The sequence below is a fragment of the Archangium sp. genome, from assembly GCF_036389735.1.
Lineage (GTDB): Bacteria > Myxococcota > Myxococcia > Myxococcales > Myxococcaceae > Archangium.
Map to the genome: position 1 here is coordinate 1 of NZ_DASVWK010000213.1, position 16331 is coordinate 16331.

Annotated in this window: 17 protein-coding genes; 2 read left to right on the forward strand and 15 right to left on the reverse strand. The window is 70.9% G+C overall.

Annotated features, from left to right (window positions below):
- The 15 genes from VF794_RS07935 to VF794_RS08005 form a co-directional block, all read right to left on the reverse strand.
- Positions 1 to 1670, reverse strand: a 1670-nt coding sequence (locus VF794_RS07935; protein WP_331108575.1) for a hypothetical protein, incomplete at its 3' end; no start/stop codon positions are given.
- Complete coding sequence (locus tag VF794_RS07940; RefSeq protein WP_331108576.1) at positions 1670 to 2107, reverse strand: hypothetical protein; 438 nt, start codon at positions 2105 to 2107, stop codon at positions 1670 to 1672. The genes VF794_RS07935 and VF794_RS07940, both read right to left, overlap by 1 nt.
- A gap of 123 nt (positions 2108 to 2230) precedes the next feature.
- Positions 2231 to 3007: a hypothetical protein gene (locus VF794_RS07945; RefSeq protein ID WP_331108577.1), complete on the reverse strand. Its 777-nt coding sequence runs from the start codon at positions 3005 to 3007 to the stop codon at positions 2231 to 2233.
- Between the two features lies 1 nt (position 3008).
- Positions 3009 to 4040 carry a chemotaxis response regulator protein-glutamate methylesterase gene (locus VF794_RS07950; protein ID WP_331108578.1) on the reverse strand — a complete coding sequence of 344 codons (1032 nt, stop codon included), beginning with the start codon at positions 4038 to 4040 and terminating at the stop codon, positions 3009 to 3011.
- Complete coding sequence (locus VF794_RS07955; RefSeq protein ID WP_414640887.1) at positions 4037 to 4906, reverse strand: CheR family methyltransferase; 870 nt, start codon at positions 4904 to 4906, stop codon at positions 4037 to 4039. Before VF794_RS07955 ends, VF794_RS07950 begins: the two co-directional genes overlap by 4 nt.
- Positions 4907 to 4929: 23 nt before the next feature.
- Entirely contained in the window at positions 4930 to 6909 is a 1980-nt protein-coding gene (locus VF794_RS07960) for a HEAT repeat domain-containing protein (protein WP_331108580.1), read from the reverse strand.
- Complete coding sequence (locus VF794_RS07965; protein WP_331108581.1) at positions 6906 to 7436, reverse strand: chemotaxis protein CheW; 531 nt, start codon at positions 7434 to 7436, stop codon at positions 6906 to 6908. The genes VF794_RS07960 and VF794_RS07965 overlap by 4 nt, the downstream gene beginning before the upstream one ends.
- Positions 7433 to 7996: a chemotaxis protein CheW gene (locus VF794_RS07970; RefSeq protein ID WP_331108582.1), complete on the reverse strand. Its 564-nt coding sequence runs from the start codon at positions 7994 to 7996 to the stop codon at positions 7433 to 7435. The genes VF794_RS07965 and VF794_RS07970 overlap by 4 nt, the downstream gene beginning before the upstream one ends.
- 34 nt (positions 7997 to 8030) lie before the next feature.
- Complete coding sequence (locus VF794_RS07975; protein WP_331108583.1) at positions 8031 to 10364, reverse strand: chemotaxis protein CheA; 2334 nt, start codon at positions 10362 to 10364, stop codon at positions 8031 to 8033.
- Positions 10361 to 10735 (reverse strand): response regulator, encoded by a 375-nt coding sequence (locus tag VF794_RS07980; protein WP_331108584.1) that lies wholly within the window; start codon positions 10733 to 10735, stop codon positions 10361 to 10363. Before VF794_RS07980 ends, VF794_RS07975 begins: the two co-directional genes overlap by 4 nt.
- A 50-nt stretch (positions 10736 to 10785) precedes the next feature.
- Positions 10786 to 11274: a M17 family peptidase N-terminal domain-containing protein gene (locus VF794_RS07985; RefSeq protein ID WP_331108585.1), complete on the reverse strand. Its 489-nt coding sequence runs from the start codon at positions 11272 to 11274 to the stop codon at positions 10786 to 10788.
- Positions 11271 to 11690 (reverse strand): transcription antitermination factor NusB, encoded by a 420-nt coding sequence (nusB, locus tag VF794_RS07990; RefSeq protein WP_331108586.1) that lies wholly within the window; start codon positions 11688 to 11690, stop codon positions 11271 to 11273. The genes VF794_RS07985 and nusB overlap by 4 nt, the downstream gene beginning before the upstream one ends.
- A gap of 2 nt (positions 11691 to 11692) precedes the next feature.
- Positions 11693 to 12187: a 6,7-dimethyl-8-ribityllumazine synthase gene (ribE, locus tag VF794_RS07995; RefSeq protein WP_331108587.1), complete on the reverse strand. Its 495-nt coding sequence runs from the start codon at positions 12185 to 12187 to the stop codon at positions 11693 to 11695.
- 65 nt (positions 12188 to 12252) lie between these two features.
- Complete coding sequence (gene ribB / locus VF794_RS08000; protein WP_331108588.1) at positions 12253 to 13449, reverse strand: 3,4-dihydroxy-2-butanone-4-phosphate synthase; 1197 nt, start codon at positions 13447 to 13449, stop codon at positions 12253 to 12255.
- Between the two features lie 23 nt (positions 13450 to 13472).
- Positions 13473 to 14117 carry a riboflavin synthase gene (locus VF794_RS08005; protein WP_331108589.1) on the reverse strand — a complete coding sequence of 215 codons (645 nt, stop codon included), beginning with the start codon at positions 14115 to 14117 and terminating at the stop codon, positions 13473 to 13475.
- A gap of 151 nt (positions 14118 to 14268) precedes the next feature.
- On the opposite strand from VF794_RS08005, the gene VF794_RS08010 reads away from it, so the two are divergent.
- Together VF794_RS08010 and VF794_RS08015 are read left to right on the forward strand one after the other, a co-directional pair.
- A complete protein-coding gene (locus VF794_RS08010; RefSeq protein ID WP_331108590.1) occupies positions 14269 to 14763 on the forward strand; it encodes a PilZ domain-containing protein in 495 nt (164 codons plus the stop codon).
- Positions 14764 to 14859: 96 nt separating this feature from the next.
- Positions 14860 to 16331, forward strand: a 1472-nt coding sequence (locus tag VF794_RS08015; protein WP_331108591.1) for a serine/threonine-protein kinase, incomplete at its 3' end; no start/stop codon positions are given.

Genomic DNA, 16331 nt, shown 5'->3' on the forward strand with positions numbered 1-16331 from the left:
CAGACCTCGCATGCCGCCGCCCGCGTCTCCGCGTCCAGCGTCACGTCCGAGGCCCTCGCCCTGAGCGCCGAGAGTCCATCCACCGAGCCCGTCCGGCACCAGTCCGCCGCGTGGCCCTGGTGGAACACCCGCGCGAGCGCCAGGGCCCGTTCCCCCGCCAGGGGCACCGCCGCGTCCGGCGTCGCCGGCCAGGGCAGCGCGGGATCCACATACGAGGCCAGCAGCGCGCCTCCCGCGTAGTCGCCATTGGGCCTGGCCCCCAGGAAGGCCCCGAAGCGTCCATCCGCCAGCTCCGTGCCCTCGGGACGCTCCTTCGCCATCAGCCGCGTGAGCGAGACGATGCGCTGGAGCCCCAAGCGGAACTCGTTCTTCAGCTTCGCCGGCACCGGCACATCGCCCGTCTCGCGCGCCACCGTGGGCACCATCCACCCCACCATCCGCGAGTCCAACCCCAGCGACACCTGCTTGCCGAGGACGCTGAACTGCACCGCCGCCGCCTCCTGCATGGAGCGGTTGGTGGCCCGCTGCCCGAAGCACTCCGGGCCCGTCGGGTCCAACGTCCGCAGGCCCTCGGCCGGTGCGCCCAGCGCTCCGTGGTTCTCCCCCGCCGCCGCGTACACCTCGCGCATCCCGGACACCGCGCACGACAGCAGGTGCTCGGACTGCGGCAGGTACGTGCTCCCCGATCCCAGGGGCGGCAGCAGCTCCAGGTAGTCGTCCCCGATGGCCGGGTAGCGCGCCCCGCTGGGGCTGACGAACTCGACGGACGGGTGCGGTGCGCAGAGGGCGTCGTTGACGTCGTAGCTCGTCCACTCGGGCAGCCGCTGCAATACCCCTCGCGCCCCGTGCAGCAGCCCCGAGGCGAGCGCCACGAGCACCGCCCGGTCCCGCTGGTCATCCCCGTTGCTGGGGAACTCCGAGAGCTCCGGCGAGCCCCAGCGCTGCCACATGTGCCCCATGCTCCACGCGTCCTGGAGGTAGTGGTGGCCCACCGCCTCCAGCGACAGGGCCTCGGCCTCGCACGCGCGCAGGTAGTCCCCGAAGCGTCCGCCCGCCGCGCCCAGCGTGTCGCGCATCGTCTTGCACTCCTTCGCGCGAGCGAGCGCCAGCCCGTGGTAGTGCGCGTAGAAGCGCCCCGCCTGCGGCAGGAAGTGGTTCGAGTTCACCGGGCCCATGTGGGTGGCGAAGTCATGGCACTGCGTCGCGTCCACGCCGGCCCCGGGCAGCGGGCACGTCTCGTGGCCCGTGGCCCAGTCCCACAGCGCGTAGGAGAAGTCGGGCAGCTGCGCCAGCTCGCCGGGCGTGAAGGCGCGCACCTGCACCCGCGCCGTCTCCGTGAAGGGCAACGGCAGCAACGAGGTGAGCTGCTGGCCGTCCACGTTCAGCGGCTCGCCCGAGGTGAAGACGCGCAGTCGCACCGTCGCGGAGGACTCGGCCGGCAGGCCCGCCTTCTCGCGGGTCAGTTCCCAGAGGCGGCGGTGCTCATCGAGTTCACCCACCCACCGCTGGCGCGCGGTGTTGGGGCCCGCCGCGGGGGCGCAGTACGTGCCGGAGCCTCGGGGGTACTCACCCGGCTCCTTCGAGGTGTCCTTCTGCTCGTAGCAGACGGACTCCCAGGCGGCGGCGGGCAGGGACAGCAGCAACACGGAGGACAGGAGGAGCTTTCTCATTACTTGCCCTCCAGCAGCGCGCGGACGCCGGGGAAGCAGTCCGGTTCGAGGAAGAAGACCTGCTCGAAGGCCGCGACGGGCTCCAGTCCCTTGTCACGCGCCTTGGCGTAGGTGTCGGTGCAGGCCGACGGACAGCACTCGTCGCTCTCCTGCCAGGGCCTGGAGGTCTTGCAGTGGGGCACCGACTCCACGCACTGGTCCAACGTCCGCTTGCCGGGCTCGAAGCAGTAGGTGACGAGGTCCGTGCAGGCCCCCAGCGCGGTGATGGCGTCATTGCCTCGGGGGTCGAGCTGGAGACCGCCCCCGGACGTCTCGATGAGCACCAGGTTGCCGGTGTTCAGCTTCGGCAACGGCACGCTCGGCAGATCCACCTTCGGAAGCTCGGGAATCTGGAGCTTCCCATCCTCGCAGGCGAGTCCCATCGGGAGCATCGCCACGAGAAGCAGCACATCGCGAATACGGAGCAAAGCACTTCCCCTTTCCGGCCCTGGGAGCCGGAGAGGCCCCCGCGTCACCCCGAGTCACGCACAGGACAAGAAAGGGAGGCAAGGTCCCCTACTTCAAGGGACGGGCAGCTCGATGGCCGAGCCCCGGCGGCGCTCCTTGGGCGCGTCGAGGAACGTGCCCAGCAGCACCCAGCGCCGCGCGTCCGCCTCGGCGCCCGGCTTCGCCATCAGCGGCGTGGTGTAGTGCCAGAAGGGCAGCCGGTACACCGTGATGCCTCCCACGGTGTTCACGTTCTGCATCTCCGAGAAGTGCCCGCCCTTGGAGTACACCAGCCACTGGTGCGCCACCGCCGGCGTGGCGAACGTGAGGTGCATGTCCACGTAGCCGTCGAAGGCCTCGGGGTCCTCGGGGTGGTGGTCGTTGTGCGGGCCCGTGTAGTCCCCCGGGCCGTAGCACAGCGCCTGAATCCCCCACTTGCGCCGCAGCGGCCTGCCGCTCACCGCCGCCGCGAACGCCGCGAAGCTCTCCGAGTGGAGCATCCCCACCAACCCCACCTCCTCGGCCGCCCGCCACGAGCGCGAGCGCCGGCTCTCCAGCAGCGCCGTCCTCACCCGCACCGTCTTGGGGAGCTGCTCCGCGTAGTTCTCCGTCATCCCCCAGATGCTCTCCGGGGGGATGGGGTCCTCCATGCTCGTCAGCGTGTCCCGCAGCGCCTTCTCCAGCGCGTCCCGGCACGCCACCGCCTTGCGCGCGTCCAGCACCCCGCTCAGCGCCACGAAGCGCCGCCCCGGCTGCATCAGCGCACCGCACGTGCCCCTGTCCTTGCCCTCCAGGATGCGCCGCCCCTTGGGCGTCAGCAGGTCCGCGAACTCCGTGGGAAACGTCCTCATGTCACCGCCTCTTGCGAGCGATCTCCACCAGCGCGGGGCCAATGTCGCCGAGCGGCAGCACGCGACTCACCGCCCCGGTGGCCACCGCCTCCTGGGGCATCCCGTAGATGACCGCCGTCTCCTCCGACTCGGCCCACACCTCGCCGCCGGCCTTCTGGATGGCCTTCGCGCCGAGCGCCCCGTCCGCGCCCATTCCCGTCAGCACCACGCCCAGCGACCTGGAGCCGAACACCTCGGCCATGCTCATGAAGAGCCGGTCCACCGAGGGCGCATGCTTGTCCTGCATCGTCGGGTGGGGCGTGCCCAGCACGTACTGCCCCGTCTGCCGGTACACCACGAGCTGTCGCCCACCGGGCGCGATGAAGACGTGGCCCGGCGCCAGGAGGTCACCCTCCTGGGCCTCGCGCACGGCGAAGGGCCCCAGCCTGTCCAGCCGCTCCGCGAAGGCCCGGGTGAACTGCTTGGGCATGTGCTGGCACACCAACAGGCTCATGGTGGGCTCCGGCGAGAGCGCCTCCAGCAGCCGCTGCACCGCGGGCGGCCCACCCGTGGACGCGCCGATGCCCACCACGAACGAGGGCTCCAGCGGCATCACCCTGGGCTTGCGCACCGGGCGGGCCTCGGCCGGGCGCACCAGCCGCGCCGCGTGCACCTTCTCGTTCAGCTCCCGCTTCAGCTTCTCCAGCACGTCCGGCGTGGGCTTGGACGGCTTGGCGATGAAGTCGAAGGCCCCCAGCTCCAGCGCCTTGAAGACGTCCGTCTTGTGCGCGTAGCTGGAGATGACGATGACGGGCGTGGGCACCGTGCTCTTCAGCAGCCGCAGGAAGGAGTAGCCGCCCAGCTTGGGCATCTCCAGATCCAACGTCACCACGTCCGGCTGTAGCGCCATCACCTGGCGCAGCCCCTCGTTGCCATCGGCCGCCGTGCCCACCACCTTCACGTCCGGCGAGGACTCCAGCAGATCCGTCAGCAGCCTCCGGTTGTGGGCCGAGTCGTCCACCACCAGCACCCTCACGGGTTCCAGCGCGCTCACAGGCCACTCCCCCCGTTCGGATCCGGCTTGCGGTAGACGAGGTCGCCGCGCAGGTGCACCAGCTCGAAGTCCGCGCTGAGGTTGATGAGGTTCTCCGAGTGCCCCAGCATCAGGTAACCACCGGGCACCAGCTTGTCGTAGATGAGGCGAAGCACCCGCTGCCGCGCGGGCGTGTCGAAGTAGATCATCACGTTGCGGCAGAAGACGGCGTCCGTGCGGGACACCAGCAGGCTCGGATCCGGCTCCTGGAGGTTGTTGTGTCCGAAGGACACCCAGGCGCGGATGTCGTCGCGCACGCGAACCCGGTTGGGCCCCACCTGGGTGAAGTAGCGGGCGAGCTTCTCCGGCGGCGTGGCCCGGAGCGCGGAGGGGCCGTACTCGGCCTGGCGGGCCGTGGCCAGCACCCGGCGCGAGATGTCCGTGCCGTGCACCTCCACGTCCCAGTCCTCGAAGCGCCCGCTTTCCTTGATGAGCATGGCCACCGTGTAGGCCTCCTCACCGGAGGAGCACCCCGCCGACCAGATGCGCAGCCGCTTCGTGCGCGCGTTGCGGCGCTCCAGCTTGGGCAGCACCTCGTCGGTGAAGGCCTTGAGCTGGCGCGGCTCGCGGAAGAAGTACGTCTCGTGCGTGGTGAGCGCCTCGATGGCCGTGTCCAGCTCGGAGCGGCGCTGGGCGTCGAAGCGCAGGTAGCGGTAGTAGGCGCTGAAGTCCTTCAGGCCCAGCGCCTCCAGCCGTGGCAACAGCCGCCGCTGCATGACGAACTTCATGTCGTCACGCACGAGGATGCCGCAATGACCGTAGACGTAGTCCCGCAGCAGGCGGAACTCCTCCGCGGTCATCTCCGGCTTGCCTGTATCGAAAGGCATCACCCTCGAGGTCTCCCCGCTCGTCAGCGCCTGGACAACCGCTCCACCGCGTCCACCAGGGCGCGGCGAGCCAGTGCATCCGTCTCGGCCGCGAGCGCGGCCCGGGTCGCCGGCAGGCACTCCGTACCCCCGGAGTCCCCCAGCACCCGCGCCGCCACGGCCCTCACATCCCACCCGGCATGGCCGAGCAGGCCCACCGCCAGCGACACGCCCTCGGCCGAGGCCGCTCCCGCCAGCAGCGCCGTCTTCACCACCTCCGGATCCGCATGGCGCACCGCGCGCCGTAGCACCTCGTCCCGCAGGGAGCCCAGCCGGGCCAGGGCCTGCACCGCCCGGAAGGCCACCGCCCCGTCCGGGTGATGCACCAGCCCTTCCAGGTCCCCTACCCGCTCCACGGCACCGCACTCGCCCACCGCGTCCAGGGCGGCCAGTTGCACCTCCAGGGCCGCGTCGCCCAGGGCGCGCTCCAGCAGCCCCGCCGCCGAGGCGTCTCCGAGCTGCCCCACCACCCGCACCGCCGCGGCGCGCACCCGCGGGTGCTCGTCCGTGAGCGCCACGCGCGCCAGCTCCAGGCTGCCCACCGGGTCCACCGCGGCCAGCACCTCCACGGCGGTGGCGCGCAGGGGCACGGAGGCCTCGCGCGCGGTGCGCCGCACCAGGGGCAGCATGGCCGTGCCGCCCACGCGAACCAGCGCGCTCAGCACCACCGGCTCCGCTCCGCGCTCCAGCGCCGCCTCCAGCACGTCCACCACCTGCCGCGGGAAGCTGGCGGCCAGCGTCACCAGCGCGCGGGTGGCCAGCCCCGCCAGGTCCGGGTCGTCCAACAGCCGCGAGAGCGGCTCCACGGCCTCCAGCGCGCGTGTCCGCCCGAGGGCCTGCACCGCCACCTGCTTCAGGTCCACCTCGCCCCACTCGAGCATCTGGACGAGCTCGGGCACGTACGTGGCGTCCACCATCTCCACCAGCACGTGCCCCGCCGCCTCACGCGCCGGGAAGGACAGCCGGTCCATGCTCGCCAGCAATTCGCGCCCGGTCTCCGGGCCGAAGTGAGACAGCGTGCGGATCACCTCGGGCACCAGCCGCTCCTCCTGGGCCACCTCGGCCACCAGGAGCGCGAGCTGGGGCTCCCTCAAGGCCGCCGCCGCGACGAGCGCCCCGGCGCGCAGCTCGAGGTCCTCCGACTCCAGCGCGCTGGCCACCCACCCGGACGCCTCCGGCAGTCGCTTGAGCGCCAGCCGCACCGCCGAGTCCATCTCGGGCCGCATCGAGGCCTCGGCCAGGAAGGCCTGGGTGCCCAGCGCGACGAGCGCCGCCTCGCGGGTGGAGCGCGATTCCGCGCCCAGCCCCCGGCACACCAACTCCGTGGCCGCCACCTGGGTAACGAGGCCCAGCACCCGGTAGGCGCTGCGCTTGAGCGTCGGGTTTCCCAGCAGCCGCACCAGCTCCGGCAGCGGCGGCGGGTGGTGCAGCGCCGCGAGCGACTCCAGGGCGCTGAGCTGAAGCAGCGGCTCGGGGTCGTGCAGGAGGCGCTCCAGGGCGCGGGCGGCGACCTTGCCTCCCACCTTGCCCAGCGCCTCCGCGGCGGCCGCCCGGACGTTGAGGTCCACGTCCTCCAGCATTGCCTTCACCAGGGCGTCCTCGGCCTCCGCGCGCCCGAGCTGACCCAGGATGTCGGCGGCGAACTTGCGCTGGTCCGGATCCGGGTGCGCGGAGAGCAACCGCATCAGCGGCTCCACCGCGGTCTCCCCCATGCCCGCCAGGGACTCCGCCGCCGCGTTGCGCGCCCCCGTCTCGTCCCGCTCACCCAGCACGGAGATGAGCCGCTCCACCACCGCTTCGCGCTCCGGCAGCCGGGTGAGGCCCTCCGCCGCCGCGCGACGCACGCGCCAGCTCTCGTCATGGAGGCCGGCCACGAGCGCCTCCCGCGCGTCCGGAGCGGAGCCGTCCAGCTCCAGCAAGGCCCGGTACCGCACCTCCTCGGCGCTCCGCACCTCCTCGCTCATTCCCGCCTCCTCCGCCCGCTGTCGCGCATCATCTCCGTCAGCAGCAGCGTCTTGAGGTCCAGCAACAGCTTGAGCCGCTCCGGCGAGCCGCACACCCCCACCACGAAGGGAGCCGGGCCCAGCGCGCCCATGGCGGGAGCGGGTTTGATCTCACTGCGCCGCAGCCGCACCACCTCGGACACGCGGTCCACGGCGAAGGCCACGCGCCTGCGGCCCAGCCAGCACACCAGCAGCCGCGTCTTGGGGGACGGGGGGGCATCCGAGTCCAGCAGCAGCTTGCGCAGATCCACCACCGGGAGGATGGAGCCGCGCAGGTGGATGACGCCCTGGATGAAGGAGGGCGCTCCCCGGATGGGCGTGAGGCGCTGGGGCGGGAGGATCTCCTCCACCCGCATGATGTCCACCACGTACTCCTCGGAGCCGACGAGGAAGGCGCAGAGCTGGACGAGCGGATCCCTCTCCGCCGCGGCGGCCTCCTCGGACCGGGTCTGGGTGAGCTGCGTCAGGACGTTGAACCGCTGTCTCATGCCAGGACCTGCCAGATGTCGAGCAGGATGAAGAGCTGCTGTTCGCGCCGCCCGAGCCCCACCACACAGTCACGTTCCCCGCCGCCCACGCCCGGCGGTGCCAGTTCCAACATGGAGGGCCGCAGCCGCACCACCTCGGACACCTCGTCCACCCACATGCCCGCGAGCCCGTCGGCCATCTGCACCACGATGATGCGAGCGCCACGCGGGGGCTCCGGAGCCTCCGGGCCCGCCACCAGCTCGGCCTTGTCCGCCAGCCGCAGCTTCACCTTCACGTCGTAGACGGGCAGCACCTCACCGCGCAGGTACATCACCCCGAGCAGGTTGGGCGCGGCGCGAGGCACCTCGGTGAGCGGCGGTACCTTGACGATCTCCCGCACCCCGTGGATGGGCACCGCGTAGAGCTCGCCCTCCAGGCGGAAGGACAGATACTCCTCGGGGATTTCCTCGGGGACGGGTTCGATGGACTCGTCGGTTCCAGCCACCAGTTCCTGGAGGAGGCCGATGTCCTCGTCCGGAACGTAGAAGAAGCCGTCGAGCAGGGTGGACAGGGAAGGCACGGAGGGAAGGATAGCAGCCCCAGGGCCAGAGGCATCAGGCCCGACGCCGCTCCACGCTCATTCCCTCTTCGAGCAGGGCACCCACGTCGAGCACCAGCACGGTGCGCCGGTTGGCCAGGTCCGCGGCGCCGGAGATCCCTCGCACGCCCTGTAGGCGACCACCGAGGGACTTGACGACGATGTCCTGCTGCCCCTGGAGTTCGTCCACGGCGATGCCCAACCGCTCCTGCGCCAGCCCGGCCACTACCACGAAGTGCCGGTCGTTCTGGCGCTCGGGGTGGTTGAAGAGACGCGCCAGACGCATGAGGGGCAACGTCTGACCCCGCACGTCCAGCACCTCGCGCCGCTCCACCGTGCGGATCTCCGAGGGCTTCACGGAGAGGATCTCCAGCACGCTGTTGAGCGGCACGGCATAGGTGCGCCCGCTCACTCCCACGACGAGCGCGCGGATGATGGCCAGGGTGACGGGCAGCGTGAGGTGGAAGGCGGTGCCCTGCCCTCGCTCGCTCCACACGTCGATGATGCCGGACAGGTTGCCGATGTTGTTCTTCACCACGTCCAGGCCCACCCCGCGGCCGGACAGCTCGGACACGGTGCGCGCGGTGGAGAAGCCCGGCAGGAAGATGAGGTTGAGCAGCTCGCGCCGGCTCATCTCCCGCGCCTGGGCCTCGGTGATGAGGCCCTTGCGCAGGGCCATGTCGCGCACGCCCAGCTCGTCGATGCCCGCCCCGTCGTCGCTCACCTCGATGACGACGTGGTTGCCCTTCTGCTCGGCGCGCAGCGACACGGTGGCGCGGCGCGGCTTGCCCGAGGTGACTCGCGCGTCCGGGAACTCCACGCCGTGATCGATGGCGTTGCGGATGATGTGCATCAGCGGATCGCTCAGCTCCTCGACGATGAGCTTGTCCAGCTCCACCTCGCCACCGCTGATGACGAAGTCGATTTCCTTGCCCGACTCGCGGGCGATGCGGCGCACCAGCCGGGCCAGCCGGTCGAACACCTGGCCCACGGGCACCATGCGCGCCTCGAGCAGGCCCTGCTGGAGCGCGTCCAGCTTGCGCTCGAGCTGCCGCGTCTCGCGCCCCAGCTCCTGCCCCCACATCTTGGAGAGCGCCGCCGGGCCCTCCTGCCGCGCCGTCTCCGCCATGCGCTGGAGGTTGGCCTTGATGAGCAGCAGCTCGCCCACGGTGTTCATCAGCGCGTCCAGCCGGCCGATGTCCACGCGCACCGTCTGGGAGAGCGAGCGCAACGACTCGCTCTCCGACCGGGTGCGCTGCGTCCCCGACTCGTCCGACAGCGTCATCGTGCGAACCGGGGGCGCGGACGTCTCGGAGCGCGAAGGCGCGGGCTCGTCCCGAAGCGCCAGCAGCTCCTGGGTGGGCTCCGTGCCGGGCGGCTCCACCGCGCGCAGGGGCGGCGTCTTGCCGCCGAGGGAGCCCGTGGGCACCGGCTCGCTCGCGGCGAGCGTCTCCACGTCCGCCTTGGGCGCCTTGGGCGCCTTGGTCTTCTTGCGGCTCTTCTTCGGAGGAGCGGCGGAGGGCTCGGGAGAGCGGACGACCTGCGCCACGGACTGGGCCACGGAGGTCCGCGCTGGGACGGACCGGGCCACGGTGGCCCCGGGACGTACGCTCAGCGCGAAGAGCTGCGCGGGCGTGCCCTTGAGCTTCGCCTCCAGCTCCTCGGCCTCCACCTTGGCGCCGAAGATGAGGTCGAACGCGATGCCCGTGGCCCCGCCCGGCTCCGAGGAGGGCAGCGTGCTGACGACCTCGCCCAACGGCTTGAGGCGCGTGTTGAGCTCGGCGAGCCCCGTGTCGAAGTCGGACAGGTCGAACGCGGCACGCACGCGGAAGAGGGCCACGCCGCGGCGCACGTTCTCACGCAGGCGGTGTTCCTCGTACTCGGTGAAGACGGCGCGGATCTGGGGATCCAGCTCCAGCCGGTCGAGCGGATCCTCCTCGACCGCCGCCGCCTCGATGCCCAGGTTCCCCAGCCGCAGGGTCAGCTCCGCCACGCGATTCTGGAGACCGTCCGAGGACTCCTCACGGGAGGCCTCCCCCAGCAGGCTCTGGAACACGTCCAGGGACTCGATGAGGATGTCCAGCGCCTGGTCATTCAGGGACAGCTTGCCCAGCCGCAGCCGGTCCAGCAGATCCTCGGAATGGTGGGCCAGCTTGGCGATCCGCTCCTGGCCGAAGAGCGCGGCCAGTCCCTTGAGCGAGTGCGCCGCCCGGAAGATGCCATTGATGAGATCCGGGTCCGGATCCGCCCCGCGCTGTTGATCCAGCACGAGCAGATCCTTGCCCAGGGCCTCGAGGATCTCGGTCCCCTCGGCGACGAACTCCGCCAATGCTTTGCCGGCCTGGTTCACGAGAGCTTCAGGTAGCGCCGCACGAGCCCTTCCAGGCTCTGCGGGGAGAACGGCTTGACGAGGTACTCCGCCGCGCCCAGTGCCAGCCCCCGGTCGCGGTCCTTCTCGCGGCCCTCGGTGGTGACGATGAAGAGCGGCGTGTCCCGGTAGTTCGGGTTCTTCTTGACGAAGTTGATGAGCTCCAGCCCGTTGATGTCCGGCATGTTGATGTCGGTGATGATGAGGTCGAACCGGTGCCGGGGCAGGAGCTTGAGGGCCTCGAAACCACTGCTGGTGGCGAAGGCCTCCAGACCGGAGATGGACTCCACCGTCGCGGCGAGCAGCTCCCGCGATGCCTTGGAATCCTCCACGATCAGGACTTTGAACTTCATTCGTTGGAACCGGCCCCGCATCGTAACAGAAAGGCCAGCCTCCGTGAGCCTCAGCCCTTGCGGCCGGGCAGACGACGGGCGAGTTCCTTGTCCGCCAGGACGGCGACCCGCTGGCCCTTGAAGGCCGGGAGGAACTTCTCGTTCAGGGCGGAAGCGCGGGCGGCGTCCTCAAACTGGCCAGCGCCGGGAATCTCCAGGGCCACCCCCTCTACCTTCGCCTTGGCCATGACCCGGGCGGCGTTGGCGAGCACCTCGCCGAGCGAGGAGGCATCCAAGCCCTTGCGCCGTCCCAGGCCGATGATGAAGACACGGGGCACGGGGAAGCGGCCGTCGGTGGGCAGCAGGAGGGAGTCGTCCCGGGCACCCACGAAGAAGCCGGACTGGAGGATACGCGACAGGGCGCCACACAGCCGCCAGTCCACATAGCCCGCCGTGGCCGGCAGGGGCCGGTCGTCCTCGCCCACGAACAGGCAGAGGGCGTCCACGCCCCGCAGCGCGTCCAGGCCCTCGAGACCGATGTCGTGGGCGGAGACGTTCACTGCTTCCCCAGGGCCGCGGCCACGCGGTCCAGCAGGCCGTTGACGAAGGCGCTGGACTCCTCGGTGCCGAAGTTCTTGCCGAGCTCCACCGCCTCGTTGAGGGACACCTTCTTGGGGATGTCCGGGCGGTACTTCAGCTCGAAGACGCCCAGGCGCAGCACGTTGCGGTCGATGCGGCCCATCCGGTCCAGCCGCCAGTTGTGGCTGTGCTGCTCGATGAGCCGGTCGATCTCCGCGCGGTTCGTCATGACGCCCTCGACGAGCTCGCGGGCGAACTTCACCGCCTCGGGCTCCTTGCGGGCCTCCTCGGCGGCGGCCCACGCGGACTCCAGGGCATCGTTGATGGACGCCGGCGACATCTCCAGTTGATAGAGCGCCTGCAATGCACGCTCGCGTGCCGTTCTCCGCGCGCCCATGGCTAGCTCCTCTTTCCTTCGGCCGCCAGGGTGGCCAGCTTCGCGTGCAGGTTGACCATCTCGATGCAGGCGATGGCGGCCTCGGAGCCCTTGTTGCCGGCCTTCACGCCAGCCCGGTCGATGGCCTGCTCCACCGTGTCGCACGTCAGCACGCCGAAGGTGACGGCCGCGGTGGCGTTGAAGGCCACGTTGCCGATGCCCTTGGCGCACTCGCCCGCCACGTAGTCGAAGTGCGGCGTGCCCCCGCGGATGACGGCGCCCAGGGTGATGATGCCCGCGTAGGTGCGCGAGTCCGCCACCCGCCGCGTCAGCGCCGGCAGCTCATAGGTGCCCGGGCAGCGGTAGACGTCGATGTCGCCGTCGGCCACGCCGTGGCGCACCAGGGTGTCCACCGCGCCCTTCACCAGCTCCTCGGTGATGAACGCGTTGAAGCGGGCCACGCAGATGGCGAAACGGCCCTTGGGAGGAAGAAAGTCACCTTCGATGTAGCGAGGCATGTGCGGCCCCTCTCTACACCAGCCACCCGGCTGGCGTCGTTAGGGAGTTTTCCTGGCTGGTACCTTCAGGACGTCTTGCGTCGGCGCGGAGGGCGGCGCGCGACCAGCCGGAGGGCCGGCTCGGCGGACAGCGTGAGCGGAATCTGCTCCACCACTTCCAGCGAGTAGCTCTCCAACCCCACGATCTTCTTGGGGTTGTTGGTGAGCAGACGCAGGCGGGACAGCCCGAGGTCCTTGAGGATCTGCGCCCCCACCCCGAACTCGCGCAGGCGCGTCTGGTCCTTGTTGCCCGGCACGGCCTCCTCGTTGGAGACGTGGGTGCACTCCAGCCGGTTCTTCGCCGGCACGTCGCGCTGCAGGAAGACGACCACCCCGCGCCCCTCCTCCTGGATGCGCTGGAAGGCCTGCTCCAACTGGCTGCCGCAGTCGCACCCGGCGCTGCCCAGCAGGTCTCCCACGAGGCACGCGCGGTGGACGCGGGTGAGCACGGGCTGCCTGCCGGAGATGTCGCCCTTCACGAGGGCCACGTGCACGGCGCTGTCCACGTCGCTGCCGTAGGTGTAGGCCCGGAAGCCGCCCTGCCCCCGGCGCTCGATGGTGGCCTCGCCGATGCGGCGGATGAGTCGCTCGCGCTCCAGCCGGTAGCGGATGAGGTCCGCCACGGACAGCAGCACCATGTCGTGCTTCCGGGCGAACTTCACCAGGTCCGGCCGGCGGGCCATGGTCCCGTCGGGGTTCATGATCTCGCAGATGACGCCCGAGGGCGACAGGCCGGCCAGACGCGCGAGGTCCACGCTGCCCTCGGTCTGCCCGGTGCGCACGAGCACCCCTCCCTCGCGGGCACGCAGGGGGAAGATGTGGCCGGGGCGCGCGAGATCGCTCGGTTTGGCGTCCGGGGCCACCGCCACCCGGATGGTGTGGGCCCGGTCCGCGGCGGAGATGCCGGTGGACACACCGTGGGCGGCCTCGATGGAGACGGTGAAGGCCGTCTGGAAGGAGGAGGTGTTGTCCTGCACCATGAGGGGCAGGTTGAGCCGGCGGATGCGCTCCTCGGTGAGCGACAGGCAGATGAGCCCGCGCCCGTGGGTGGCCATGAAGTTGATGTCCCGGGCCGTCACCTTCTCCGCCGCCATGACGAGGTCTCCCTCGTTCTCGCGATCCTCGTCATCGGTGAGGATGACCATCCGACCCTTGCGGATCTCCGCGAGCGCCCGCTCCACCAGGGCGATGCTGTCCGACTCGTGCTGCCTGCCGCGCGCCATGCGTGCTCCCTGCCCTGCCTGCTTCATCCGCCGAAACCCGCCGCCTTGATGACGGCCTCGGAGAGCCCGCCACCCGGGCCCTGGCGCAGCGACACCAGCCGCGCCACGTACTTGCCAATCATGTCCCCCTCGAGGTTCACGCGCTCCCCCACGCCCTTGGCGCGCAGCGTGGTGCGCTCCTGCGTCTCGGGGATGAGCTGCACGCCGAAGCGGTCCGTGCCCACCGAGTTGACGGTGAGGCTGATGCCGTCGATCGCCACCGAGCCCTTCTCGATGAAGAAGGGGGCCAGCTCCTCGGGGAGCCGGAAGACCATCACCCAGGAGCCGCCCTCGGGCCGGGTCTCCAGGACCTCGCTGACGGCGTCCACGTGGCCACTGACGAGGTGGCCGCCCAGCCGGTCACCCAGCGCCAGCGCGCGCTCGAGGTTGACGCGGGAGCCGGGGCGCACGCCCCCCAGGGTGGTGCGCCGGAGCGTCTCCGGGGCGGCCTGGACGCGGAACGAGTCGCCGCCGCGCTCCACCACGGTGAGGCAGGCGCCATCCACCGCGATGGACTCGCCGAGCGCGAACCCTTGAGCGCCCAGCGCGGTACGAATCCACACGTCCGTCATCCCGCCGGGGATGAGGCGCTCCACCACGCCGATGTCCTGGATGAGTCCGGTGAACATTTCGGGGGGCTTATAACGGATCCAGGCGGGAGGTTCCGCTGGATCCCAATCTCGCCCTCTCCCAACGGGCAGGCGGGCTCACCGGGCCCATCACTCCCAGTCCCAGTGAACGAGACCAGACTAGTCCGTAAAGCCGAGCTAGGATGGGCTCATGGACTTCTCCGTCTGGCTGACGAGCTTCCGCGAGCTGCACGAGCGCGCACGCCGGAAGCTGCACACGAGTGAAGAGCACGCGCACTACCTGGAGGCGCGCGAGCAGCTCGCCCGCTCCCTGCTGGCGGCCCAGGGGCAGAGCGTGCAGCCGGGCAGCATGGCCCGGCGCAACTTCCGCGTCCCCAAGGGGATGCCCGTGGATGTCTGCTTCCGCTCCGGCTCCATCCGCAGCCGCACCCTGGACGTCTCCTCGGGGGGCTTCTCCTGCACGCTGCCCGGCAATCCCCTCGAGGCCGAGCACCTCGGCTTCGTGTTGTGGATGCCGGGACAGGAGGAGGGGCCGGTGGTGGGTCGCGCGCGCATCGTCGCGGCCTCCACCACCGAGAGCGGCCCCCGGCGCGTCTCCTTCGCCTTCGAGTATTTGAGCGAGGACGACTCCGAGCGGTTGGAGATGATGATCTTCGACCTGGCGCTCGGCTACATCACCGCCTGAACCAGGAGAGCATCCGGCCGTATGCCCGATGCGGACACCACCCCCTCCGGGGTATGACTGCCGTCGCGGCAACAGGGCGCACCGGGAGGCACTCACATGAGCGACATGGATCCGCGGAAGAAGGCAGACGCGGACACCGGATCCCTCGAGGAGGCGCCCACCGTCGTCCGGAGCCCGTCCTCCGCGTCGACGGAGAGCCTCCCGGAAGTCGACCTGGGAGAGGCCGCCACCCAGGTCCGGTCCTCCTCCCTGGCTGCCCCGGACCCGTCCGCCCCCCTGTCCGAGGCCGTCTCCACGACGCCCGGCAATACCCTGGTCGGCCGCTACACCGTGCTCAACCCGCTCGGCCGCGGCGGTATGGGCGACGTGGTGGCCGCCTACGACTCCCGGCTGGACCGGCGCGTGGCCCTCAAGCTGCTCCGCCGCGAGCTGGACTGCAGTCAGTCCCAGAGGGATCTCGAGACGCGCATGTTGCGAGAGGCCCAGGCCATGGCCCGCCTCTCCCACCCCAACGTGGTGGCCATCTACGACGTCGGCACGCTCGAGGACGGCTCCATCTTCATCGCGATGGAGATGGTGGAGGGGCAGACGCTGCGGCGCTGGTGCGAGCAGGCCCCGCGCTCCTGGCGGGAGATCCTCACGGCCTACCTGGACGCCGCGCGAGGACTGGCCGCCGCGCACGAGGCGGGCCTCGTCCACCGCGACTTCAAGCCCGAGAATGTCCTGGTGGGAAAGGACGGGCGGGTGCGAGTGACGGACTTCGGCCTCGCACGCGCCGAGTCCTCCCAGGTGTCCGCGGACGCGACGCCCCCGGACTCCTCCTCCACCGTGACCCTGCCACAGGGCGCACTGGACAGCCCCCTCACCCTGCATGGCACGCTGCTGGGCACGCCCCGCTACATGGCCCCCGAGCTGCTCCGGGCCGGGCCCGCCGATGTCCGCAGTGATCTGTTCGCCTTCTGCGTGGCCCTCTACGAGGCCCTCTACCGGCAGCACCCCTTCACGGGCGCCACCCAGGCCGAGTCCACCCGCGCCCAGCTCGAGGGGCGGGCGAATCCCCCTCCCCCCAATTCGGACATCCCCGCGTTCGTGGCGCGCCCCCTCCTCCAGGGTCTCCACGCCGAGCCCTCGCGGCGGCCCGCCTCCATGTTGGGGCTGATCGCCGCGCTGGAGCACGATCCCGAGGTCCGGCGCCGGGCCCGGAGGCGCAGGGTGGCCCTGTCGGCCCTGATGACGGGACTGGCGGCGCTGGCCCTCTGGGGCTGGCTGCTGCGCCAGGAGGGGGAGCCCGGGTGTGCACACCTGGAGCGCAGGCTCGCCGGCACCTGGGACGAAGAGGTGAAGCAACAGGTGCGCAAGGCCTTCCTCGACACGCGCCTGCCCTATGCCCAGGACACCTTCACGCGCATGTCCGCGCTGCTCGACGGCTACGCGGGCACGTGGGTGAAGATGCGGACCGAGGCGTGCGAGGCCACCCTGAACCAGGAGCCGTCACCCCGGGATCCCGCCGTGCTGGAGGTGTACTGCCTGGAGCGGCGGCGCGGGCAGCTGCGGACCCTGACGGAGCT

Excerpts from the sequence above, each read along its gene's own strand:
- VF794_RS07980 (WP_331108584.1), bottom strand. The coding sequence starts at position 10,735 with ATGAAGTTCAAAGTCCTGATCGTGGAGGATTCCAAGGCATCGCGGGAG.
- VF794_RS07960 (WP_331108580.1), bottom strand. The coding sequence starts at position 6,909 with ATGAGCGAGGAGGTGCGGAGCGCCGAGGAGGTGCGGTACCGGGCCTTG.
- ribE (WP_331108587.1), bottom strand. The coding sequence starts at position 12,187 with ATGCCTCGCTACATCGAAGGTGACTTTCTTCCTCCCAAGGGCCGTTTC.
- VF794_RS07955 (WP_414640887.1), bottom strand. The coding sequence starts at position 4,906 with ATGCCTTTCGATACAGGCAAGCCGGAGATGACCGCGGAGGAGTTCCGC.
- VF794_RS07945 (WP_331108577.1), bottom strand. The coding sequence starts at position 3,007 with ATGAGGACGTTTCCCACGGAGTTCGCGGACCTGCTGACGCCCAAGGGG.
- ribB (WP_331108588.1), bottom strand. The coding sequence starts at position 13,449 with ATGGCGCGCGGCAGGCAGCACGAGTCGGACAGCATCGCCCTGGTGGAG.
- VF794_RS08005 (WP_331108589.1), bottom strand. The coding sequence starts at position 14,117 with ATGTTCACCGGACTCATCCAGGACATCGGCGTGGTGGAGCGCCTCATC.
- nusB (WP_331108586.1), bottom strand. The coding sequence starts at position 11,690 with ATGGGCGCGCGGAGAACGGCACGCGAGCGTGCATTGCAGGCGCTCTAT.
- VF794_RS07965 (WP_331108581.1), bottom strand. The coding sequence starts at position 7,436 with ATGAGACAGCGGTTCAACGTCCTGACGCAGCTCACCCAGACCCGGTCC.
- VF794_RS08010 (WP_331108590.1), top strand. The coding sequence starts at position 14,269 with ATGGACTTCTCCGTCTGGCTGACGAGCTTCCGCGAGCTGCACGAGCGC.